The sequence below is a fragment of the Runella sp. genome (genome assembly GCF_027484545.1).
Taxonomy (GTDB): domain Bacteria; phylum Bacteroidota; class Bacteroidia; order Cytophagales; family Spirosomataceae; genus Runella.
In genome coordinates this window covers 1-22,133 of record NZ_JAIXST010000257.1, presented here as the reverse complement: position 1 = coordinate 22,133, position 22,133 = coordinate 1, and the positions used below count along the sequence as shown (strand labels likewise).

The 22,133-nt window shown below is 42.8% G+C and carries 22 protein-coding genes; 6 read left to right on the top strand and 16 right to left on the bottom strand.

What is annotated here, in order from left to right; translation table 11 throughout:
- Positions 1–70 precede the first annotated feature (70 nt).
- The 6 genes from Q0081_RS23365 to Q0081_RS23340 form a co-directional block, all read right to left on the bottom strand.
- On the bottom strand, positions 71–535 hold the full coding sequence (locus Q0081_RS23365) for an HNH endonuclease (RefSeq protein WP_298359407.1): 465 nt from the start codon (positions 533–535) through the stop codon (positions 71–73).
- A complete protein-coding gene (locus tag Q0081_RS23360) occupies positions 532–1,359 on the bottom strand; it encodes an AAA family ATPase (protein WP_298359404.1) in 828 nt (275 codons plus the stop codon). Before Q0081_RS23360 ends, Q0081_RS23365 begins: the two co-directional genes overlap by 4 nt.
- A complete protein-coding gene (locus tag Q0081_RS23355; RefSeq protein ID WP_298359401.1) occupies positions 1,301–1,828 on the bottom strand; it encodes an AAA family ATPase in 528 nt (175 codons plus the stop codon). Before Q0081_RS23355 ends, Q0081_RS23360 begins: the two co-directional genes overlap by 59 nt.
- Positions 1,829–1,985: 157 nt before the next feature.
- A complete protein-coding gene (scpA, locus tag Q0081_RS23350; protein ID WP_298359398.1) occupies positions 1,986–4,181 on the bottom strand; it encodes a methylmalonyl-CoA mutase in 2,196 nt (731 codons plus the stop codon).
- Positions 4,182–4,246: 65 nt separating this feature from the next.
- On the bottom strand, positions 4,247–4,729 hold the full coding sequence (locus tag Q0081_RS23345) for a DinB family protein (RefSeq protein ID WP_298359395.1): 483 nt from the start codon (positions 4,727–4,729) through the stop codon (positions 4,247–4,249).
- A complete protein-coding gene (locus tag Q0081_RS23340; protein WP_298359391.1) occupies positions 4,726–6,165 on the bottom strand; it encodes a methylmalonyl-CoA mutase family protein in 1,440 nt (479 codons plus the stop codon). Before Q0081_RS23340 ends, Q0081_RS23345 begins: the two co-directional genes overlap by 4 nt.
- A 252-nt stretch (positions 6,166–6,417) precedes the next feature.
- Here Q0081_RS23340 and dnaA point away from each other — a divergent pair, with 252 nt between their 5' ends.
- Entirely contained in the window at positions 6,418–7,833 is a 1,416-nt protein-coding gene (gene dnaA, locus Q0081_RS23335; protein ID WP_298359410.1) for a chromosomal replication initiator protein DnaA, read from the top strand.
- 86 nt (positions 7,834–7,919) lie between these two features.
- The gene (locus tag Q0081_RS23330) at positions 7,920–8,873 is read left to right on the top strand and encodes a GNAT family N-acetyltransferase (RefSeq protein WP_298359388.1); all 954 of its coding nucleotides are present in this window, start codon (positions 7,920–7,922) and stop codon (positions 8,871–8,873) included.
- 81 nt (positions 8,874–8,954) lie between these two features.
- Here Q0081_RS23330 and lysM read toward each other — a convergent pair whose 3' ends face one another.
- Complete coding sequence (gene lysM / locus Q0081_RS23325) at positions 8,955–9,416, bottom strand: peptidoglycan-binding protein LysM (RefSeq protein WP_298359385.1); 462 nt, start codon at positions 9,414–9,416, stop codon at positions 8,955–8,957.
- A gap of 125 nt (positions 9,417–9,541) precedes the next feature.
- Between lysM and Q0081_RS23320 the strand changes: the two genes are divergently transcribed.
- Entirely contained in the window at positions 9,542–10,534 is a 993-nt protein-coding gene (locus Q0081_RS23320; RefSeq protein WP_298359382.1) for a 2-hydroxyacid dehydrogenase, read from the top strand.
- Positions 10,531–10,983, top strand: coding sequence for a GNAT family N-acetyltransferase (locus tag Q0081_RS23315; protein ID WP_298359379.1), 453 nt, complete (start codon positions 10,531–10,533; stop codon positions 10,981–10,983). The genes Q0081_RS23320 and Q0081_RS23315 overlap by 4 nt, the downstream gene beginning before the upstream one ends.
- Positions 10,984–10,989: 6 nt before the next feature.
- Here Q0081_RS23315 and Q0081_RS23310 read toward each other — a convergent pair whose 3' ends face one another.
- Positions 10,990–12,258 (bottom strand): efflux RND transporter periplasmic adaptor subunit, encoded by a 1,269-nt coding sequence (locus tag Q0081_RS23310; protein WP_298359376.1) that lies wholly within the window; start codon positions 12,256–12,258, stop codon positions 10,990–10,992.
- A 121-nt stretch (positions 12,259–12,379) separates the two neighbouring features.
- Positions 12,380–16,708, bottom strand: coding sequence for a CusA/CzcA family heavy metal efflux RND transporter (locus tag Q0081_RS23305; RefSeq protein WP_298359373.1), 4,329 nt, complete (start codon positions 16,706–16,708; stop codon positions 12,380–12,382).
- A gap of 48 nt (positions 16,709–16,756) precedes the next feature.
- On the opposite strand from Q0081_RS23305, the gene Q0081_RS23300 reads away from it, so the two are divergent.
- Both Q0081_RS23300 and Q0081_RS23295 read left to right on the top strand, forming a co-directional pair.
- The gene (locus Q0081_RS23300) at positions 16,757–16,966 is read left to right on the top strand and encodes a hypothetical protein (RefSeq protein WP_298359371.1); all 210 of its coding nucleotides are present in this window, start codon (positions 16,757–16,759) and stop codon (positions 16,964–16,966) included.
- Entirely contained in the window at positions 16,956–17,285 is a 330-nt protein-coding gene (locus Q0081_RS23295; protein ID WP_298359368.1) for a type II toxin-antitoxin system RelE/ParE family toxin, read from the top strand. Before Q0081_RS23300 ends, Q0081_RS23295 begins: the two co-directional genes overlap by 11 nt.
- A gap of 79 nt (positions 17,286–17,364) precedes the next feature.
- Here Q0081_RS23295 and Q0081_RS23290 read toward each other — a convergent pair whose 3' ends face one another.
- From Q0081_RS23290 to Q0081_RS23260, 7 genes are all read right to left on the bottom strand, one after another.
- Positions 17,365–17,748, bottom strand: coding sequence for a hypothetical protein (locus Q0081_RS23290; protein ID WP_298359365.1), 384 nt, complete (start codon positions 17,746–17,748; stop codon positions 17,365–17,367).
- Between the two features lie 81 nt (positions 17,749–17,829).
- A complete protein-coding gene (locus tag Q0081_RS23285; RefSeq protein WP_298359363.1) occupies positions 17,830–18,546 on the bottom strand; it encodes a VIT1/CCC1 transporter family protein in 717 nt (238 codons plus the stop codon).
- A 6-nt stretch (positions 18,547–18,552) separates the two neighbouring features.
- Positions 18,553–19,314 carry a hypothetical protein gene (locus Q0081_RS23280; RefSeq protein WP_298359359.1) on the bottom strand — a complete coding sequence of 254 codons (762 nt, stop codon included), beginning with the start codon at positions 19,312–19,314 and terminating at the stop codon, positions 18,553–18,555.
- 7 nt (positions 19,315–19,321) lie between these two features.
- Entirely contained in the window at positions 19,322–19,870 is a 549-nt protein-coding gene (locus Q0081_RS23275) for a YceI family protein (protein WP_298359356.1), read from the bottom strand.
- An 8-nt stretch (positions 19,871–19,878) separates the two neighbouring features.
- Entirely contained in the window at positions 19,879–20,781 is a 903-nt protein-coding gene (locus tag Q0081_RS23270; protein WP_298359354.1) for a DUF5777 family beta-barrel protein, read from the bottom strand.
- Between the two features lie 62 nt (positions 20,782–20,843).
- On the bottom strand, positions 20,844–21,290 hold the full coding sequence (locus Q0081_RS23265; RefSeq protein WP_298359351.1) for a ubiquinol-cytochrome c reductase iron-sulfur subunit: 447 nt from the start codon (positions 21,288–21,290) through the stop codon (positions 20,844–20,846).
- A 256-nt stretch (positions 21,291–21,546) separates the two neighbouring features.
- Positions 21,547–21,927 (bottom strand): hypothetical protein, encoded by a 381-nt coding sequence (locus Q0081_RS23260; protein WP_298359348.1) that lies wholly within the window; start codon positions 21,925–21,927, stop codon positions 21,547–21,549.
- Between the last annotated feature and the right edge of the window lie 206 nt (positions 21,928–22,133).

The window sequence follows — 22,133 nt, the reverse complement described above, 5'->3', positions numbered from 1 at the left end:
TGTTTTATGATTCGACACCACAAAACTATGGTTTATTATTCACAACAGTTGGCTCTTTCATCAGCAGTCACTAACAAGTAACGGCTGGATAATTGCACTTCAAATCTGAATCTGCGATGAAATACCGATTAAAATGAAAGTCGAGCTCATCCGGTCTTAACAATTCAACTTCATATTGACTTCCTTTTGAATCTTGACAATGTTTGCAGGATAGATACAAATTTTCCCAATCACATACTTTTGAGTAAAACTCCGAGCGCGTTTTAGGATGAAAATGGTCTATGGTATCATCTCCTCTTTTCAAAGGAAAACCGTCACAATAAGAGCAATGGTCATCAGTCATTGCCATCAATTTCGGTAAAAGATGTTGATTGAGTTTCTTCCCCTCAATTTGTGGCCATTGAAACTCAAATGAAGGTTTTTTAGCTCGATTCTGTGCATATAGTTCCCCATAAACTTGCCAACGAGTCTTTCCTTTTACTTCGTCAATTTTCGTCAAAACCTCAGGAGACTCTGTGCGGATTAACTTTCTCATGCTTCGGTCAAAGAAAAGTCTTGGTTAGTGAGGCGTTTTAGCTGTCTGAGTTCCATGCCGATAATGCTTTCGAGTTCAACGCTTTGCACGGCCAATTCTCCTGCCAATTTCCTAAAATAGGAGACATCTACCGCTTCTGTGCCTTTCAAAATCTCTTTTTTGAGTTGCTGAAATTCCGCTAATTTCCTTTCTACCTCTACCCCAAAACGTTCTTTAATGCCAAAGATTTCTTCTAAAATATAATCATAGCTTTTGGCATCTTCCGACAAAATCGCTTCTCCTGCCAATACACTATACCCATCTTTTTTCACAAACCGATGCACCCAAGCGCCATCTACCGAACCTGCTACAAATGGAGAATGGGTAGAAATAAAGATTTGGGCATTTTTGAAGAGTTTTTGAACAACTGGCAAAATTTTGCGCTGCCAGGCCGGATGCAAATGCACTTCAATTTCATCCAACAACAAGATAAAATTTCGCTCCAAAACGGGCAGATTATTTACCCATTTCAGTCTATCCATTCGCATCAACAAATCCCCCATCCAACTTACCATTGATTTCAGGCCATCAGGGAGTTGATCAAAATTTAAGGTCTGACCATCTACTTTAATTTTTACTCCTAATGGGTCTTCTTCTAAATCAAATTTTACTTCGGATTCAATGATTTCGCCCAAAGTATTTTCAATGATTTCGATGGTTGCACGATATTGTTTTGCTTTTTGGACATCCCCTTTTCCTTTGGCTATTAATTCACGTGTTTGTATATTAACAAGCCATTGAATAATGGTTTTGGGAATTGATTGACAAACGAAAATTATCTGCATTCTGAAGAGGATGAAATTGAATTTCATTAATTCCTGAAATCATAATTTCTTCTGAATGCCTATAACTTGAATAGGCAAAAAATGCAACCCTATAATCCCTAACAAAATTTGTTTTCGAATAGTCTAAATATTCTTGAGTAGTCACAGAATGACTGGGATCTACTTCCCATTTTCTCCCAAAAGCCCGAGCAGAAAATAGACTGCCCAAACTACGTATTAGCATCCTGCTTTTACTTGGGTAAGTCCATAGCCTCTTTGCTAAGGAACTTTGTAATTGATTTTGGTCAACGATATAACTAATTGGATAAATTAGTGCCTCCAAAATTGTACTTTTCCCCGTCCCATTTTCACCCGTTAAAATATGTATCTCTGCTTTATCTTGGTCTTTTTTGAGTGGAAAATAAATTTTCAAATGCTCAAACGGCCCAATTTCGTTTATTTCCAGGCTTTCAATCCGAAAGTTTCTCATTGCATTTGTGATTAATTCTGTTTCAAATTAACAAAAAAAGCCCCGCTATTGCTAACAGGGCTCTATCGCACTTTGAGTGCCTGCATTTTGTTCGTTTGCGCTTACAACGCGAACGCCAGAGCAGTGCGACGGTTGGCCATTGCAACGCACTGTCCCCTTACTCCCCCATCAATTCCCCCAAAATCTTTTGCGCCGCTACCGAAATCACTGTACCAGGGCCAAAAACCCCTTTTACCCCCGCTTTGTATAAGAAATCGTAGTCTTGGGCAGGAATCACTCCTCCTGCAATCACCATAATATCTTCGCGACCCATTTTTTTAAGTTCATCAATCAACTGAGGAACAAGGGTTTTGTGACCAGCAGCAAGGCTCGATGCCCCCACAATGTGCACATCATTTTCAACAGCCTGACGAGCAGTTTCTTCGGGCGTTTGGAACAAGGGTCCCATGTCTACATCGAAGCCTAAGTCAGCAAAACTCGTCGCAATTACTTTGGCGCCGCGGTCGTGACCATCCTGACCCATTTTGGCTACCATAATGCGGGGGCGGCGGCCCTCCATTTCGGCAAACTTATTGGCCATTGCCTTGGCGAGGCGGAAATTCTCATCATCCGAAACTTCTGCACTGTAAACTCCTGAAATAGAACGTATCACGGCTTTATATCTTCCAAATACTTTTTCCATTGCGTACGAAATCTCCCCTAATGTAGCCCGAACCCGAGCGGCTTCAATGGCCAACGCCAACAAATTGGTGGAATTGTCCATCCCGCCCTGTTGCGAACACGCTTCTGTAATGGCCGCCAATGCCTGTTGCACTTTCTCCGTATCTCGCTCGGCCTTGATTCGCTCCAATTGAGCCACCTGCGCTTCGCGAACCGCTTTATTGTCAACCTCCAACAGTTCGAGCGGTTTTTCAGAATCGGGCTTATATTTATTGACACCCACAATAATATCTTTCCCGCTGTCAATGCGCGCTTGTTTACGAGCAGCCGCTTCTTCAATGCGCATCTTGGGAAGACCTGCTTCAATGGCTTTGGTCATGCCACCGATTTGTTCCACTTCTTCCATCAAAGCCCACGCTTTTTCGGCCAATTCTTTAGTCAAATATTCAACGTAATAGCTTCCTCCCCACGGGTCTACGACGCGACAAATATCGGTTTCGTATTGTAAGTAAAGTTGGGTATTTCGGGCAATTCGCGCCGAAAAATCAGTAGGTAAAGCAATCGCTTCGTCCAACGAATTGGTATGCAAACTTTGGGTATGCCCCAACGCCGCCGCCATAGCTTCAATGGCTGTACGAGCCACGTTATTGAACGGATCCTGTTCTGTCAATGACCAACCCGAAGTTTGGCAATGCGTCCGAAGCGCCAGTGATTTTTTATTTTTAGGAGCAAATTTGTTGACAATTTTGGCCCACAATAATCGTCCTACCCGCATTTTGGCGATTTCCATGAAGTGGTTCATCCCAATTCCCCAGAAAAAAGACAAACGAGGGGCAAAATCATCAATATCCATCCCTGCTGCCAAACCCGTTCGGATGTATTCCAAGCCATCAGCAAGCGTATAGGCCAACTCAATGTGAGCAGGCGCACCCGCCTCGTGCATGTGATAACCGCTGATACTGATGCTGTTGAATTTCGGCATAAACCGACTGGCATACGCAAAAATGTCCCCGATGATGCGCATACTCGGAGTAGGCGGATAGATATACGTGTTGCGCACCATGAATTCCTTCAAAATGTCGTTTTGAATGGTCCCGGCCAACTGTTCCGGCTTAACGCTCTGTTCTTCCGCTGCCACAATATAAAACGCCATAATGGGAAGTACGGCACCATTCATGGTCATCGAAACCGACATTTGATCCAGTGGAATTTGGTCAAACAAAACCTTCATATCTTCCACACTGTCAATGGCAACGCCTGCTTTTCCCACATCACCTACAACACGCGGGTGGTCGGAATCATAACCCCGGTGGGTCGCCAAATCAAACGCAACTGACAATCCTTTTTGTCCTCCTGCCAAGTTGCGACGATAGAACGCATTGGACTCTTCGGCAGTGGAAAAACCTGCGTATTGCCGTACCGTCCACGGCTGCACTACGTACATGGTGCTGTAAGGACCTCTTAAAAAAGGAGGAATTCCCGCTGCAAACCCCAAATGTTCCGCATTTTCAACGTCGGCCTTTGTAAATGTAGATTTTACTTTAATTCCTTCAGCAGTGAGGAACGGCTTTTTACCCGATTGCAAATCCACCACTCGGCGATCCGATTCTTTTTGAGTATCGATTAGTAATCCAGTCGAGCCTATGGGAATAAAGTTTGATGCTTTATTTATAGTGGTAAAGTTGGGTTTCATTATTTTTAAAACTAACAGGGTTCTACCTCCGTTCCAAAGGTATAATTTTCATAACAAATCAAATTTCAAGCCCCATACACATTTTCAAAAACACTTTTCAGCCCTACTTGCGGCAAAATTTGATGTAAATGATGTTTGAGATGTTCGGCATAATCTTTCATGATAAATTCAAGCGTAAACGGTCCGGCACCTTCAATCATGATTGTATTTTGCAGCACAGTCTCACTGACATTTTCTATCACGTGAGCCAAATGCAGGTTGTATGCTTCCCAAAAAGTGATTAACAAGAGCCAATCCGTTGTTTGGTAGTTTTGAGCCGCTACCCAGTGGTTTTGTGCATACCCTACAGATTCCAAATGGGGTTGCGCCATCGTTCGGACAAATTTTTGCTGATTATTGCAGGCTGAATCAATCAAATGACCCAAAATTTCCTTTTTAGACCATTTTCCAGGCCGAGTTTTCAGAGACGCTTCCTCGTCATTGATGTTCCGGAGAGAGGGAACCACCTGTGCTATAATCTCTCTAAGGTGATTGGCTGTAGATTTCATTGTTCAAAAGTTTGGGAAATACGCTTATTTTTTAACAACTTGAATATCTCAACTTCAACTTTGTCAACGTTCAAAACGTTGACAAAGTTATGCTTCATTGATTCTTCAACTCTAAATTTGTTTACGCCAATCATCACCCTTTTATTGGTTTGAAGGGCAGAAAGTGTTGCCTCAAAATTTGACTCTACTTGATTCTGAATAAAATTTTCCTCAAACGCAGCCATTAATCCCCCCTTTTCTTCCACTTTCAAAAACAGATCCCAAGCAGCATCAATCAATTGAAGGGTCAGATGTTCGAGATAATAACTTCCCGCAGCGGGGTCAACGGCTTTGTCCAAATGCGCTTCTTCCTTGAGCAAGGTAGAAATATTTCGGGCTATTCGTTCCGAAAAATCATCCTGAGTTTTCAATGACTCATCATACGCATGAACAGTCAGCGCATTGCAGCCACCCATCACCGCACTCATTGCCTCGGTCGTAGCTCGCAACATATTGGAATCGGGAGTAATGGCTGAACTGTAAAAAGTGGAAGTTTGAGCATGAATAAATGTGTTTACGGTTTGTAGTTTAGGGTTTAGGGTCTGCTGTTCTAATTCCAAAACCTCAGGCGGAACGCCGCCCGCTCTAAACTGTAAACTCACTTTCTCCCACAAATACCTCAATGCCCGTAACTTAGCAATCTCCATAAAGTAATTCGTTCCTGTCGAAACCGAGAAATAGAGTTTTGCACTTACCTCTTCGGCCGTCAGTCCCAAATCAGTCAATTTATCCATATATGTTACGGCCGAGGCAAGGGTAAAAGCCAATTCTTGCACCGCATTAGCCCCTGCATTGTGGAAAGGATGACTGCTTACGCACACAATCCTGAATTGGGGAGAACTTTGGGTCTTTTTAACCAAAGCCGCCAACTCCTCGAAATGCGTTTCAGGCAATCTTCCCAATACCATCCACCGCGCCAAACCATCATCTGCAAAGCCACCTTTCATTTGAAACGGTATAAACTTTAGCAACGCTGTCATCACTGAAGTTTCCTGTCCGTTGGTTTGAAAATAAACAGGAAAATCGCTCAATTTTAAGCCATTAAACAGCTTTGAAAACTCAATTTCCCCGACTTCTTCTGAACCTAAATCCAGCACTAAAGCATCGGCTCCTTTTTGCAGAACTGCCTTCATTTTGGCATTCGTCTCTTTTTCGTTTTCGTAGATTATCACGGGCTGATTCAACCAACCCATTGGTTTTTGCTGCACCGATTGTACTTCCGATAAACGGTCATCGTTCAAATCTTCTGCTGCGTAATAAGGCTCTACAACCAATCCTTCCGCAGAAATCCACTGCAGATTAGCATTAAAATCCTTTCCTTTTAAGTCTTTGACAGCCTGTTGCTTCCACGCCGCTTTATCGGCTGACGAAAACTCAGAAAAAAGTGGTAAGTTCATCAATTGTTGTACTTTTCAGGAATAAAACGACCTTAAATAATAATCAGGTAAAATTAGGCTTAATATAATTCCGTTTCAAGATAAAATACGGATTTGCTGCTATATAGGTATAGATTCATTCGTATATTCATGTATTCGCAAAATTTGATTTTTCCTGACTAAAATCAGTACCTTTTTGCTGTTGTTTATGTGTAAGTTTTCCCTAATTTTGCAGCCCTTTGTCAAAAAAAATAGTGCTTGGTAAATAATCATTTGCGACACGAAGTCGATGAGGTGTGGGATAAATGCTTACAGGTAATCAAGGCAAATATCTCCGAACAAAGTTTTAATACCTGGTTTGAGCCGATTGTTCCTTTTCGGCTTGACGGGAGAACTTTGACCATCCAAGTCCCGAGTCAATTTTTTTACGAATGGTTGGAAGAGAACTACATTCACGTCTTAAGAAGGGCACTGGATTTCGCTATCGGTCGCGATGGGCAGCTGGAATATTCTATTATTGTTGACACGGGAACTGACCGTCAGCCTCCCATTAAAGTTCACGTACCTACTACCAATTCTCCCGAAGCAGCCGAAGCTCGTCAAAAAGCCGCTTCAGAACCAAAAAAGCCTCATCAAGCACCTTCCAGAGGCCCTGATTCAGCCGAATTGGATTTGTATCTTAATTCTAATTATAGTTTCGACAACTACATCGAAGGGGATTGTAACCGCTTGGCTCGCTCGGCAGGTATGGCCGTAGCCCAACGCCCAGGCATAACATCGTTCAATCCATTATTAATTTATGGTGGCGTAGGGTTGGGTAAAACGCACTTGGTACAAGCCATCGGAAATCATATCAAGAGCCACCTCCGAGATAAAAAGGTGTTATACGTATCTTCCGAAAAATTCACCAATCAGTTTATCAACGCCATTAAGAGTAATACGCTTCAGGATTTTACGGACTTCTACATGAAAGTCGATACGTTGATTCTGGACGATGTACAGTTTTTGTCAGGAAAAGAAAAAACGCAGGATACTTTTTTCCATATATTCAACCACTTACATCAATCGGGGCGGCAAATCATCATGACTTCCGACCGCCGACCCAGTGAATTACAGGGATTACAGGACCGGTTGTTATCTCGATTTAAATGGGGTTTAACGGCCGATTTGCAGCAACCCGATTTCGAAACCCGTATCGCCATTATTCAGCGGAAGTTGCAGGCAGAAGGAATCTATATTGACGCGGGCGTGATTGAATACGTAGCCCACAGTGTCAATACCAACGTGCGAGAATTGGAAGGTGTTATCATTTCGTTGATGGCACAAGCCTCACTCGTGCGCCGCGATATTGATTTGGAATTGGCCAAAAGCGTGCTGAAAGACATCGTTACGTCTGAAGAAAGAGAAGTTAATATTGATACTATTCAGGATTTAGTTGCCGATTATTATGATGTCACCGTTGCGGATTTAAAGAGTAAAAGCCGCAAAAAAGAATTGGTATATCCTCGTCAGGTGGCGATGTATTTTGCGAAAGAGTTTACCAATCTTTCTTTAAAATCAATCGGTTATCACTTCGGAGGGCGCGACCACAGCACTGTCATTCATGCCATTCAGACCATAAGCGATTTGATGGAACAAGAAGATGCCGTCAAAGAAGCCGTTCAGAAAATACGGAGTAATTTTAGTTAACAGTTGACAGTCCACAATAGCTGGTATATGGCGTTCCGTTCCATAACGGGAAACAGTAAACTTGTAAACCTTTTCAGATTAGTAAAATGGCCGTCTTTTTTCTACAACGCCATGAAATTTCTGAAACTCAATGGAATAATTTCATTGCCGCTTCCCCACAACGAATCGTTTATGCTTACACCTGGTACCTTGATGCCGTTTCTCCGCATTGGGGAGCATTAGTACTTGAAGAAAGCGATGGCTGGAAAGCTGTTATGCCACTACCCATCCTCAAAAAATGGTCTGTAAAAGTGATTCAGCAACCGTTCTATTGCCAACTTTTAGGAATTTTCACCAGAAAACACCTTGATTTTCAGGAAGCTACCCATTTGTTTCTATATCAATTACCAAATTATTTTCGGTATATTTCAATATATACAGGTCGCTTTTCTCAGGCTAATCCCCTTCCTGACCGGTACGAAATAAATCACTGCACTACCCATATTTTACAACTACATTCCCCTTACCATACCCTAAAACAAAGCTATACACCTGACCGTCTGCTAAATTTGAATCGGGCCGAACGTTTTAAATGGAATGTTTTGGAAAGCCATGACCTGAATCCAATCATTGAATTATTCCGAACGCATCATGCTTCACAAATACAAGGGGGAGTAGCCGAAACTGCTTATCTACTGCTACAGCAAATCGTTGACGTTTTATTCGGCAAAAAGGCGGTAAAATTGGTATATGCCCTAAAAGATGGACAAATAGAAGCAGGCGCACTTTTCGTTATTTTCGACAAAAGAATTATCTATCTTTTTAATGCCGCCTCGCCTCTCGGAAGGAAAGGCAATGCCCGCACGTTGTTGATTGACCAGATCATCCGGGAATACGCGGAATCTGATTTTATTTTTGATTTTGAAAGCCCCGAAGTAAAATCCATTGCTGATTTTTATCAAAGTTTTGGAGCTCAAAAAGAAGAATACCTAAGCCTTCATTACAATGATTTGCCGTTTCCTTTCAATCAAATCCAAGAATGGCGCAGAAAAAGAGTGTAAAGGTTAAAGGTTAAAGAGCTATTTTTTCTCTTTACACTTTATACACTAACCTTTACACCTTACACTTTCAACTCTACACTTTTAAGAACGCGGTGGAATACGCAATACCTGACCTGGATAAATTTTGTCAGGATGCGTCAACATCGGCTTATTCGCTTCAAAAATAATGGGGTATTTCATCATATCACCGTAATATTCTTTCGCAATTAAGGAAAGCGTATCGCCTTTTTTAACTTCGTGATACTGAGCTTCAGGAGCCGGAGTTTCAACAACCATGTTGTTGTCAACTGCCTCTACACCTTCTACGTTACCTACCGCCAAAGCGATTTTTTCGGCATCTTCCTGCGTAGCAACTTCGCCTTCCAAAATAACGGTGTGGCCCGCTACTTTTACAATCAGCTTATTATAAGGTAAGCCTAACGTTTTGACGTGCTGGAGCAAAGCGCCTGCTTTCAATTCGGCAACTTTTTCGGGTGCTGCTGCGGGTTCATCTTTACCGAAGATTTTTTCGCCGACACCCTTAAAAAATGACATGAGTCCCATGGTTGAAAAAGATTTTGTTAGTTATTTGAAATAATTTAGCTTGACAAGGCTCAAATCTAAGTGTTTTTTAAGTCCTTGCAAATGCTTAGACCATTATTTTAGCATTAAGTCACCTACTATTAATTATGAAACTCGCCATATTCAACACAAAATCGTACGACCGAATCTATTTTAATCGTTTCAATACATCTCACACCTTAAAATTCTATGAAGCCGGTTTGAGTTCGGAAAGTGTAGAATTAGCTGCCGGTTATGAAGGTGTTTGTGTTTTTGTCAACGACCAACTTGATGCAGAGGTAATCAAACAATTAGCTGCGAAAAACGTCAAAATCATTGCCTTACGCTGTGCCGGGTTCAATAACGTAGATTTAAAAGCGGCACAGGCACACGGGATTGCCGTAGTGCGAGTGCCTGCCTATTCACCTCATGCTGTAGCCGAACACGCCGTTGCCCTCATTATGACGCTCAATCGTAAAACCCACAAAGCCTACAACCGGGTACGCGAAGGTAACTTTTCACTAGAACGATTGACCGGATTTGACATTTTCGGGAAAACAGTTGGGGTTATCGGTACTGGTAAAATCGGGGAAGCATTTGCCAAAATAATGAAAGGGTTCGGTTGTCGGGTACTTGCGTATGACGTACAATCGCATCCTGAGTTGGTAGCTTTGGGTGTGGAATTTGTACCTTTGAACGACTTGTTTGCCGCCTCCGATATTGTGTCTTTGCACTGTCCGCTTACTCCGCAGACCAATCGCCTCATCAATGCCGATACACTGAAACTGATGAAACCCAATGCCATGCTTATCAATACGAGTCGGGGTGGCTTGATTGATAGCAAGGCCGTCATTGATTCCCTGAAAAGCGGTCATTTGGGCTACCTCGGTATTGATGTGTATGAGCAGGAAGCCGATTTATTTTTCAATGATTTCTCAGAAAGTATTATACAGGACGATGTGCTTATGCGCCTGATGAGTTTTTCTAACGTGCTGATTACAGCACATCAAGGCTTTTTTACGGAAGAAGCTCTCACCCAAATTGCTCAAACTACTTTTCAAAACCTTACTGATTTTGAAAAGAGTCAACTAAACCCTTATACTACTTTGGTCATGCCATGAAAGAGATTCAATACCAATTCATTGAAAATCAACTTCCTTCGCCAACGTTAGAAGTCCTTTTGGAATTGCACTTTCAGGTTTTCAGCGGGCAACCTCGCGACGAACTTATTCAGGAAATGAGAGAAGCTCCTGCACTTTTAACCATCATTGCCTATCAGAATCAACAAATGATTAGTTATAAAATGGGGTATTGGCGCAAAGAAGGACATTTCTATAGTTGGTTAGGGTGTGTTTCCGATGAATTTCGCGGGCAGGGTATCGCTTCCAAACTGATGCAATTACAACACGAGTGGTGTAAGACCCACGGCTACCATACGGTCAGAACCATGACCTACAATCGCTGGCGCAACATGCTGATTTTAGATCTCAAACATGGCTTCAACATTGTAGGTCTATTGGCTGACAAAGCAGGGGAACCGAAAATTATTTTGGAGAAAAAATTAACTTAAATCTCGCTACTCCTCTTCTCCCTGTCCTTTTGTTAATTCAGCCTGCAAGGTTTGGGCACCTGTAATGACAATGGGAAAGGTAGTTTTTTGAGTGAAAATCACTTCGACAAACGAGTTTTGGGCAGCTCCTGTTTTAATGGCAACGGGCTGATAAACCCCTTGGGGTGTTTTAACAAAAACGTGAGCCGTTTCTCCTGTTCGTACTACGGCAGTTTCAGGCAACGTTTCGGCTTGGCGCGGAGAAGCCACCACTTTCCCATTGACGTATTGTCCTGCCAATAAACGCATTCCGTTGAGTTGGGCATAGACATCTACAGTACGGCTTGCGGCCTCAAAATTATTGCTGAGGCCCGTAATTGTGGCAGTACCGTTTTCAAGCTCTACTTTTTGACCTATTTTTATTCGATTGAGGTCTTTTTCAAACACTTTCAGTACCAATCTTGCTCCCGTTTGGTTCACTACTTCAAACAGCGACTCGCCCGCAGTGACCGATTTCCCAATGTTGGTACGGGTTGCTTTGACCACTCCGGCTATCGGCGAACGCAAGGCAATACTTCGTATAATTTGATTGATTTTTAAGCTGTTAGGATCTATCCCTACTACTTGAAGCCTTGCTTCAATCCCCTGTTTAGTGGCTTCTAAAACTCGGAAATCCGATTCGGATTGTTGTAATTTTCGCTTGGCTCCTACGTCTTCCTGACTTAGCGTGGTTTGACGTTGGCGCTCCTGTTCTGCATACGTCAATTGCCCCACCGTTTTCCAGTAATCTTCCTGTAATTGAATGAGTTCCAGGCTTTCGATGGTCGCCAATGTACTTCCTTTACTCACCTGACTTCCTGACAACACGTTGACAGAACGCACAATTCCGGTCAACGGAAAACTGATGGAAGCACTTTGTTGAGGTGGAGTTTCTACCACCCCGTTCAGGACCACCGCATCATAAACGCTACGGATTTCGGGACTGCCGAGAGTGATCCCGAAATTTTTCTCCTGCTCGGCAGTAAGTTTTAGTTCAGCAGGAGCTGCGGTTGCTTCTTCCGTGGCAGCGGTTTCGGTTTTATTACAACCGGTTAAGAAAAGGCAAAAAGCAAAAAGGCAAAAAGCAAAAAGCAAAAAGCAAAAAGCAAAAGGCGCTAAGCAAAATCCTCGTTCGTTTGCGTTTACAACGCGAACGGGTAGGACTGTGCTCTTGAAACGCACGGCTCTGAGTATTCTCGCTACAAACGAGAACAAACTGCGCTTTCCGTTATAGTTCAGACCCTTACAGGGTGACAAAGTGTTACTAATTGTATTATTTGAAACTTTCATTATCTACCTATTTTTTAAATTCGACATTCTGCATTCGTATAATCGCACGGGCGTCGCAGCGGCGAACCGCCACCGTCGACATTCCCACTTATTCCATTCCCAACCATTTTTCCAGTTCAATCACTGTTTGACTGAATCTGAATTGTTCAGAAAGATAGTTCTCTCGAATTTGCCACGCTTGGCGGGTATTTTGAAAAAATTCTACGTATTCAATGTCCCCCAAACGAAATTGTTTGTAAGTGGTTTTGAGTAATAAATCTGCCTGAGGAAGCGCGGATTGCTCGTAATATTGAAGGGTATTTTGAAGTTTATTCAAGCTTTCCAGCAAGATTTTTACATTGGCGTCGGTTTGAAACTGCACTGATTTAAGTTGGCTGTCTGATGCCTGTTCACTAATGCGAGCCGCTTCAATGCGGGCTTTTTGAGGCTTTGTATTGAGAGGAATTCCTAAACCGCCTGATACGTACGTAAATCCTAACCGTTTTTCGATGGACTGATTGGCAATGCCCACGCGCCAATCCGGCTTGAGTTGGGCTCGTTCCAATTCGGTAAAATTTCGACTCAATTTTGCTTCTTCTTCGGCTAATGCCACATATCGATTAGCTCCTTCTGGGGAAGTATAAGGCCGTTGGAGATTGAGCAAGGTGTCAATCTGAACTCGTTCAGTAGTATAAAGCAACGTCTGTAAACTCAAATAGGCCATTTGCAAATCGCGGTCGATAATGACACGGCGATTTTGGATTTCGCGTCGATTGGTTTCGGCTGCCACTTGTTCCAATAAAGTTGATTCCCCCGTTTTGTAGCGAATATTAGCGGCGTCGGAAGCTTTTTGATAGAGCGTATCCTGAGATTGAAGCACTTGCCGCAATCGGTATAAAAAAAGAAGTTGGTAGTACTGTTGCTTAACGCTAAAAACCAGCTCGTTGCGTTGAATATCCTGCTGTTTTTGAGTCACATTGACCTGTTGCGTCAGTACCTTGGCACGACCGCGATACACAGCAAAAGGCTCAAAATTTTGAACTGCACTCAAGGTATAGTCAAACGGGCGGCTCTGAATTTGCCCCGCTAACAAATCTGCCGATAGTTTGGGCAACTGCCACGCCGAACCTACTAATGCCTGCTGTGATTGCAGCATGTATTGGGAGGTTTTAAGGGTAAGATTATCTTTGGCAGCTTGTTCAATGGCTTGACTAAGAGTGAGCGTAATTTGATTTTGCCCCTTGATGGTTCCGGCCATCAACAATAGCAATACGAAAGCGGCCCCTCCTTTTGGCAATGAAATTTTACTCTTCTTTGCAACCAAAGCATACAACACCGGCAATACGACCAACGTCAACAGGGTAGCCGATAAAATCCCGCCAATCACTACTGTTGCCAAAGGGCGCTGTACTTCGGCTCCGCCCGAATTGGAAATCGCCATGGGTAAAAATCCAAGAGAAGCCACCGTAGCAGTAATAACAACGGGTCGGAAACGTACTTCAACTGTACGCATAATTCGCTCTCGGAGGTTGGTAATTCCTTCTTTTTCCAAATCATTGAGGTAACTTATCAAAACGATCCCGTTCAAAACCGCTACTCCAAACAAGGCAATAAAGCCAACTCCCGCCGAAATACTGAAAGGCATATCGCGCATCCAAAGCGCAATGATTCCCCCAATGGCCGACATAGGTACCGCCGTAAAAATGAGCAAAGATTCTTTGAGAGAACTGAACGTAAAATAAAGCAGCGTAAATATGAGAAACAGCGCTACGGGCACCGCAAAACTGAGGCGGTCTTTGGCGCGTTGGAGATTTTCAAATGCTCCGCCGTAGGTATAAAAATATCCGGATGGGAGCGACACCTGCTTTTCTATTTGAGCCTGTACATCGTTGACCACACTTTCCACATCGCGATTGAGCACCCCGATTCCAATGGTGATGCGCCGACGTGTTTCTTCGTGCGAAATCTGAGCGGGGGCTTTTTTAAATCCTATTTCGGCCAGCTCTGCCAGCGGAACTGTACCTCCCGAAGGCAAGGGAATCAGTAACTGACGTACATTTTCAATGTCCTGACGATGAGTAGAATCCAAACGAACCACTAACTCAAAACGACGTTCCTGCTCATAGACCGTACCAGCTGTTTCACCTGCAAAACCAGCCCTTACCAAACGGTTAATATCCGCAATACTCAATCCGTATTGGGCAATTTTGGCGCGGTTATAAGCAATGCTAATTTGAGGAAGACCCACAATCTGCTCAACGCGTACGCTCGCTACGCCGTCTATCTTTTCAATGACTTTAGCCGCTGCATTGGCGCGTTCGTAAAGTACATCCAAATCATTTCCAAAAATCTTAACCACTACATCCGACCGCACTCCGGTAATCATTTCATTGAAGCGCATCTGAATGGGTTGGGTCATTTCGACGCTCGTCCCGGGCAGTTCTTCGGCCAAAACAGCAGCCATTTTTTCAGACATTTCTTCCCGATTTTTGGCGCTTTTCCATTCCGAAATATCCTTCATATTTATCATCTGATCCACCATTTCAATGGGCATCGGGTCGGTCGGAATTTCGGACGCCCCTACCCTTCCTACAATCTGTTGAATTTCAGGAAAATGCTTTTTCAGAATTTGATGGGCTTTGTTAGCGGAGTTAATGGTTTCGGTTAAGGAGGTTCCCGAGGCCGTTCGGAAGTCAATGGCTAAATCACCCTCGTCCAGCGTCGGTACAAATTCACCTCCCAATTGGCTGAAAATAAACAGAGAACCTACAAAAAGCGCTAAAGTGATTGCGACAGTGGCTTTTTGCCAATTCAACGACCAGCGAATGAGAGGTTCGTAACGACGATACAGCCATTGAAGCACTCGTTCCGAAAAATTCCAGTGTTTATGCAAATTTTTACCCATGACCAACGATGACATCATGGGTACATAGGTCAACGATAGAATAAAGGCACCGAAAATGGCAAATCCTACCGTGAGCGCCATGGGTTTAAACATCTTACCTTCAATACCCACCAACGACAAGATAGGCAAATACACCATAAGAATAATGATTTCGCCAAACGCCGCCGAAGTACGAATCCGTTTAGCCGTTTCATACACTATGTTATCTCGTTCAGCAGTATCTTCTACATTATTTTGCTTATTGTCGGCATACCATACCTGAAATCGGTGGACAATAGCTTCAACAATAATCACGGCACCGTCCACAATTACCCCAAAATCAATGGCTCCGAGCGACATTAAATTGGCCGAAATATCAAACGTATTCATCATTCCAATGGTAAACAGCATAGCCAACGGAATGACCGAAGCAGCCACCAAACCTGCCCGCAGACTTCCCATCAACATTACCAAAACCACGATGACGATAAGTCCCCCCAATAATAAGTTTTCCGTAACGGTGGTAATGGTCTTATTAATCAGTTTGGTACGTTCAATAAACGGGACTATTTCCAGTCCATCGGGCAAGGTTTTCTGAATACGTGCCACGCGTTCTTTCACGGCATTTACTGTATTGGCCGAATTGGCTCCCTTGAGCATCAGTACAATACCGCCAACCGCTTCTCCTTCGCCATTACGTACCAAGGCCCCAAACCGATTGGCATGACCAAAGCCGACTCCTGCTACGTCTTTCACTAACACAGGAATCCCGTTTACGTTTTTGACGACAATCTGTTCTATATCTGGCAGACTTTTTACAACTCCTTCCCCCCTAATAAACTGGGCTTGACCCACGCGCTCAATATAGCTTCCGCCCGTGTTGGCATTGTTACTTTGGAGAGCGTCAAAGAGTTCTGACAGCGTAACGTTCGCAGCATGAAGTCGTTCGGGATCAACACTTACTTCGTATTGTTTCACAAATCCGCCAAAACTGCTGATTTCAATTACACCTTCGATGCCCACCAACTGCCGCTTCACAATCCAATCCTGAATTGTTCGGAGCTCGGTGAGGTCATATTTGTGTTCAGACGGTTCGCCGTTGCGACCTTTCTTGGCAGCAAGTGTGTACTGGTAAATTTCGCCCAAGCCCGTAGTGAGCGGGGCAATCATGGGCTTTCCAAACTCCGTAGGAATATCGGCCTCTACGGTTTTGAGCTGCTCCGTCACCCACTGTTTCCCGCGTACAATGTCCACTTCATCTTTGAATACGACTGTCACAACCGATAATCCTAATTTTGAGACGGAACGAACTTCGGTAATGTCCGGAATATTGGCCAACGAAAGTTCAATGGGTGTGGTTACAAACTGCTCGACTTCCTGCGCGGCCAATGTAGGAGTAAGTGTCAGGATTTGCACTTGATTAGTCGTAATGTCGGGGACGGCATCTACCGGTAATCGCATTAACGAATACCCTCCCCAAATCACCAATGCGACCACAGCCAACCCAATAATGAGTTTGTTTTTAATGGAGAAATATATCAGTGAATCTATCATATTTTTTGTTTTTCGTCCTATTTTTGTTAAAAATTGAAGTAATTTATTATGCAAATCACTGTGACAGTACCGGAAAATAAAGCCGAGGCTTTTTTAGAATTAGTCAAAGAACTTGGTTACAAGTCCAAGTTGAAAACTTCCAAAACCAAAGAGCCTAAATTGTTGAAAGAACTTCGACAGTCTTGGAAAGAGGTTCAAATGCACGAGCGTGGGGAAATTGAGTTGAAAACCTTGGATCAAGTTTTGAATGAGCTTTGATATTAGGACAACCCCTGTTTTTGAAAAGCAACTCAAAAAAATCGCTAAAAAACATGCTGATTTAAAACAGATAATTACGATTCTTCGAGATGCATTACAGGAAAACCCTAAAATGGGGACACCACTTGGGAAAGATTGTTTCAAAATTCGCGTGGCAATCCCTTCAAAAAACCGAGGCAAAAGCGGTGGTGCAAGGGTAATAACGCACGTCAGAGTGATTGGCGAAAAAGTATTTTTGCTTTCCATTTATGACAAATCAGAACAGGAGGCAGTAGCCGATATAGTGCTCGACGAATGGATTAGAAACCTGCCGAAGTAGCTTCGGAAGTTGAAAAATAGTATGGGATGTACCAAATGCATTGCTAAATGGGCGTACTAATCCCGTAAAAGAGAAGAATCTACGCTCGGGGCGGACAAATCAGTGCCCGAAAGGAAAGGAAAGCATACGAATTAAGCCATTGAAAATTGGCTTGAGTCAAAAAGGTAACAAAGGGATGACTTTCAAACGAAACAACTGCGGAGGGCAAGACAAAAAATCCCGTTACACTGTTGAAGTCAAAACTTGGAAGGTGGTGTTCTTTTTGTTTGGTATGCTCAGAATCAGCCGAATAATGCATCCAAAGAAAGTCCAAGAAACTCAGCGGCTGCTGTTGTTCCTGCTGATGCTCGCGATAATGTGCCCATACATCGGAGGAGCGCAACAGATCCATTGCCGTGCGCGGAAGGAAACTTTGCGCCAGTAACAGAACTGTTAAAATCCAAGTGAGAACGGGCTTAACCATGCTTAATTTGTAACTTGACAAAGATAGATTATTTGAGATACATTGTCAAAAAGGCTTTTGACATTTTGATTTAATCATTCTTTAGTCAAACAATTTGGCAACTCCAAAGGCCGCCGCCGCCGCTACGGCACCGATGAGGGTTACTTTGGAAGCTCCAAACACGGGTGCTTGCCCCGTAGCTTTACTTTTGAAGTAACCAAATATAAATAAACAAAGTAAAGTCATCGCCGCCGACCAAGCCAAACCTTGGGTGGGCGTATTTGTAAAAACGTAAGGCAGCAAAGGCACAAGCCCTCCTGCTATATAAGACAGACCAATGGTGAGGGCACTTTTGCGAGCTTGATTGGGATCGGGTTTTTCGAGCCCTAATTCATATTTCATCATAAACTCTACCCACTTGTCCTTGTCTTTTGCAAGATCTTCCACGATTTTATCCTGCAATTCTTCACTCACTCCCATATCAGCAAAGATTTCTTTCGTCTCGGCGATTTCTCTTTCGCGAAGATTGTCTACTTCCCAATATTCGCGTTTTTGCTCGGAATCATAATGTTCCACTTCAGTTTGCCCTGCCAAAAATCCACCCAAACCCATTGCAATAGAGCCTGCTACGATTTCGGCAATGCCTGCCGTAACTATCAGCGCATTGCTATCTACGGCACCACTTAATCCCGCTGCCAAGGCAAAAGGGACGGTGAGGCCATCCGACATACCGATGACTATATCGGTAATAAAGGCAGAACTGCTGAGGTGTTCTTCTTTGTGAAGAATTTGAGCTTCGTGATGACGAACCGTTTCCATAGAAAATTAATTATTGGGCATTCCCAGATCAATCCATTGTTTGAATAACCCAATCTGGCAATCCGTAAGTTTTACATCTGTACTTGGCATTGGTTTGTAACCAATTTGATGAGTAATGCTTCCATATAGTACTCCATCAATAGCCATTTGTTTGACATTGGCATAGCCGGTTAAATTGATACCGCCTGATTTTGTATTGCTGTTATGACAACCTGTGCAATAATAATCCAACACAGGCACTAAATGCTTTGAATAACTGACCGTTTGGGCCGTAGTGCCGGTAGTAGAAGTTTCGCAAACGATATTTTTTGCTCCCTGATCTATCCACTGTGCAATCAACTTGGTTTTATCACTACTCATAGGGCTGCTTGGGGCCGGTGACATTCGGTCTTCACCCGTAATTATCATTACATTGTACAGTTTACTATTTTTTGAATTGCCTGCTACAATTCCCTTTTTAACAATTTTCTGATATGTAATCAAATCATAGCCTTCTGCCGCTGTTTTTGAATCATGGCATCCGCTTGTAGCGCAATTGGCTAAAAATAACGGCAAAATAACGGTGTTAAAACATACCTGATTTTGCGCGTTCGTTGTCACCGTTTTTCCACAGGGAAGCGAGTCCAATGAAGCAGGAAGATTGGTTGTATCCGTCGTCGGGACAATCCCTGTAACAGTTGGATCAACAGGCCCTCCTTTTTCATATAAACAGCTAATTGTAATGAAAGTAAGAGTCATCCCCATCAAAATTTTCGCTAAAGTATTCATCGCGCAGTTAATTTTTAGTAAAAGGAATAAAATTAAATTTAGTTTTTACAGCAATTACTTCGGCTATTTTCTCAAATACCAATTTAGGGACTTCTATTTTGTGGTCGGTAAGCGGCACGTTAAAATCACAGACCAATAGAATTCCCATTTTAGATATGGTTAGCTTTCCTGCCAACGTGCGCTCTTTCTTTACTCCGTGCATCAGCAAAGTTCCTTTGGCAGAAATAGGATAGGTACCTTCTTTGCTGAAATCAATGGTTTCCACTACTTTCCCCGTAAAAGTCGCCGTCGGATATTTTTCGGACTCCATGTAATTTTCGTTAAAGTGCTCTTCCATTAATTTGTTGGGAAACACAAACTGAGCTGTCTGCATCTTGATGGCTACGTCTCCCGTTTTGATGTTAAGGAGCGCCGTTACATTTTTATTCAACGCAGAAATATTTTCGAGCGGAGTTTCCGAAAAAAAACTCACCTCACCGTTGCGGGCAATGAATATATCCTGTCCCAACACGGTCTGCCCAAGGGCAATAAAGACTATTAAAATCAGATTTTTCATGAGGAATGTTATTTATGTGTTTTTTTGGCGCTTTTATCAAAACTAAATACGCGTGAAATATTGAATCCGTAAAAAATATCTCCTTTACTCCAACTTCCGGTTGTGGCACCAATGAACTGATTTTCAATCATTCCCCGTGAATTAGAGCAATGTAACTGAAATACGTGCCCTCCCGTTTCAATGTCAAATCCCAGTGATAAACAGTCTTTATACTGCGGGTCTCTTACATAGACAGTACCCACTTTTTTCAATGTGTAGAAGTATTCAGCATTGAACGAAGTCCGTTTGCTTAATTTGAACCTTCCACCAACTCCCGCTGCATAAACGGTATTTTCGTCAATAGCCGTTTCTGTTTTGTTGCGGTGCAATATCGTCGGGCTGATTTGCAAAGACACGCGCTCTCCAAATTTGCGCGCAATCAGCAACTGTCCCACGTACATTTGCCGTTCGAGATTATTAAAAAACTGCATACTCGGTGAAGTAGGCATGGCATTGGTATAAGCACCGGCAAAGGCAATGACACTCACCGGCTCAAACCAACGGTTTGATTGCCGCAGAAGTTTATATTTTGCAAAATAATCATAGGTCTTTTGGTAGGAGCTGCGCCCTACTCCGACCATTAAGCGATCCGTGACACCGTATTCAAGGCCAATCCGAATACGCGATTCATCCAAGCCCCACAAATTGGTAAATCCTGAATTTAGTGCGCCAAAACGGTGAGAAATACGAAAATCTAAGTGCTTCTTTGCGATTGTTTCTACCGATTGTCCGTTGATTACCCGCGTAGATTTAAAAGTAGCTGTCGTAAAAATGGGATCTGTTTTTTCCTGATCAAGCATCTTCATCAGGTCATCTTGTGCATAGCTCTGTTGGAAAAACGCCGAAAGAAGCAGTATGGTTATTTTTTTCATAATGGTACTGATTTTGTTTAAGGAGAGATAACCCATAAAAAGCACCTCTCCTATCTATGAATCTATGATGCTTTGATGGTGAGTATGTTTCCGCTTACCGAAGTTTGATAAACCGTCAACCCTTTTTTGCCTTCACTGTTAAGCCCTTTGCCACTATTATCAAAGCGGGCCCCGTGGGCGGTACAATAAAACTCAGACGTACGATAAGTGATTTGGCGCTGTTGTTCATGGCTGCAAATAAGGGTTACTGCAGCATAAGTTCCGGTATTGGTTCTCGCTACCACTACATTTTGGGAAGAAAGCACTACATAACCGCCATTTTTTAACAGAGCCGCATACTGAGAGGCGGTTAAATCCAGTGTGATATCGCCCGCAAGCGGAGTAACTCCTGATTCATTTTGGCAGGAAGACATCGTTCCACCGGCGCACATTACGGCAAATAGAGCGGCACCACTGAATCCTATTTGTTTAAGAAAATTGTTACGATTGATGATTTCTGACTTCATCATAGTTTGTTAAATTATTGGGTTGAAAATGAACTGAATGCACATATAGGACTCAAAATCACCTATAAAGAGACCTGAAAAAGAAATTTTTAAGAAGAAATGTGTGGAATTAGAAATACGGGGCAGATTCGTATTGGCTCATAAAAAAATAAGCGCAAACCCGCCGTAAGTTAAAAATCGCTTAAAATCTCGACCTAACTCTTCGTTCGGAAAAGAGTTTCAAACAAGAGAAGCCTATGATTTCAAAGCATGGACAAAGTTAGCTTCGGGGTGGACAAATTAAAGATCGGGTAATATCGAAAAAGTAAGAATTGTCCCACTGAAAAAAAGGTCTCACAAAGAGGAAGAAAATCGCAGGAGGCAATAATTCAAAAATTGCCACAGGCAGAACAAAAAAACCGGCCGTACTGCTTAAATCAAAAGACGGGAGGTGATGTTTTTGCTGTTTGGTATGTTTAGAATCAACGGAGTAGTGCATTTGTAAAAACTGCCATATACTCAAAGGCTGCTTTTGTTCCTGCTGATGTTCATGGTAATGTGCCCATACTTCCGGCGAGCGCAATAACTCAGTCGCCGTCCGAGGAAGGAGACTTTGTAAAAACACTATAATTGCCAAACTACAGGTTACGACTATTTTCATTGGGTACGTTTACTCCGCAACTATTTTACTCTTGTTACACCTAATACGAAAACTGAGTAGGAAATGATGCGTAAATATAAAAATTAATGGTAGTTCTTGAAAGGTGTTGATAGGAAAAGTAAGCATAAGTAAAATTTGTAATTTTGTAATGACCAAACTACAAAAAAATCAAAAACTTATGCTCACAGTTACAAAATTAGAAAAAT

Coding starts and splice junctions, on each gene's coding strand:
- Q0081_RS23365 (WP_298359407.1), bottom strand. CDS start 535: ATGAGAAAGTTAATCCGCACAGAGTCTCCTGAGGTTTTGACGAAAATT.
- Q0081_RS23360 (WP_298359404.1), bottom strand. CDS start 1,359: ATGCAGATAATTTTCGTTTGTCAATCAATTCCCAAAACCATTATTCAA.
- Q0081_RS23355 (WP_298359401.1), bottom strand. CDS start 1,828: ATGAGAAACTTTCGGATTGAAAGCCTGGAAATAAACGAAATTGGGCCG.
- scpA (WP_298359398.1), bottom strand. CDS start 4,181: ATGAAACCCAACTTTACCACTATAAATAAAGCATCAAACTTTATTCCC.
- Q0081_RS23345 (WP_298359395.1), bottom strand. CDS start 4,729: ATGAAATCTACAGCCAATCACCTTAGAGAGATTATAGCACAGGTGGTT.
- Q0081_RS23340 (WP_298359391.1), bottom strand. CDS start 6,165: ATGAACTTACCACTTTTTTCTGAGTTTTCGTCAGCCGATAAAGCGGCG.
- Q0081_RS23330 (WP_298359388.1), top strand. CDS start 7,920: ATGGCCGTCTTTTTTCTACAACGCCATGAAATTTCTGAAACTCAATGG.
- lysM (WP_298359385.1), bottom strand. CDS start 9,416: ATGGGACTCATGTCATTTTTTAAGGGTGTCGGCGAAAAAATCTTCGGT.
- Q0081_RS23320 (WP_298359382.1), top strand. CDS start 9,542: ATGAAACTCGCCATATTCAACACAAAATCGTACGACCGAATCTATTTT.
- Q0081_RS23315 (WP_298359379.1), top strand. CDS start 10,531: ATGAAAGAGATTCAATACCAATTCATTGAAAATCAACTTCCTTCGCCA.
- Q0081_RS23305 (WP_298359373.1), bottom strand. CDS start 16,708: ATGATAGATTCACTGATATATTTCTCCATTAAAAACAAACTCATTATT.
- Q0081_RS23300 (WP_298359371.1), top strand. CDS start 16,757: ATGCAAATCACTGTGACAGTACCGGAAAATAAAGCCGAGGCTTTTTTA.
- Q0081_RS23295 (WP_298359368.1), top strand. CDS start 16,956: ATGAGCTTTGATATTAGGACAACCCCTGTTTTTGAAAAGCAACTCAAA.
- Q0081_RS23290 (WP_298359365.1), bottom strand. CDS start 17,748: ATGGTTAAGCCCGTTCTCACTTGGATTTTAACAGTTCTGTTACTGGCG.
- Q0081_RS23285 (WP_298359363.1), bottom strand. CDS start 18,546: ATGGAAACGGTTCGTCATCACGAAGCTCAAATTCTTCACAAAGAAGAA.
- Q0081_RS23280 (WP_298359359.1), bottom strand. CDS start 19,314: ATGAATACTTTAGCGAAAATTTTGATGGGGATGACTCTTACTTTCATT.
- Q0081_RS23275 (WP_298359356.1), bottom strand. CDS start 19,870: ATGAAAAATCTGATTTTAATAGTCTTTATTGCCCTTGGGCAGACCGTG.
- Q0081_RS23270 (WP_298359354.1), bottom strand. CDS start 20,781: ATGAAAAAAATAACCATACTGCTTCTTTCGGCGTTTTTCCAACAGAGC.
- Q0081_RS23265 (WP_298359351.1), bottom strand. CDS start 21,290: ATGATGAAGTCAGAAATCATCAATCGTAACAATTTTCTTAAACAAATA.
- Q0081_RS23260 (WP_298359348.1), bottom strand. CDS start 21,927: ATGAAAATAGTCGTAACCTGTAGTTTGGCAATTATAGTGTTTTTACAA.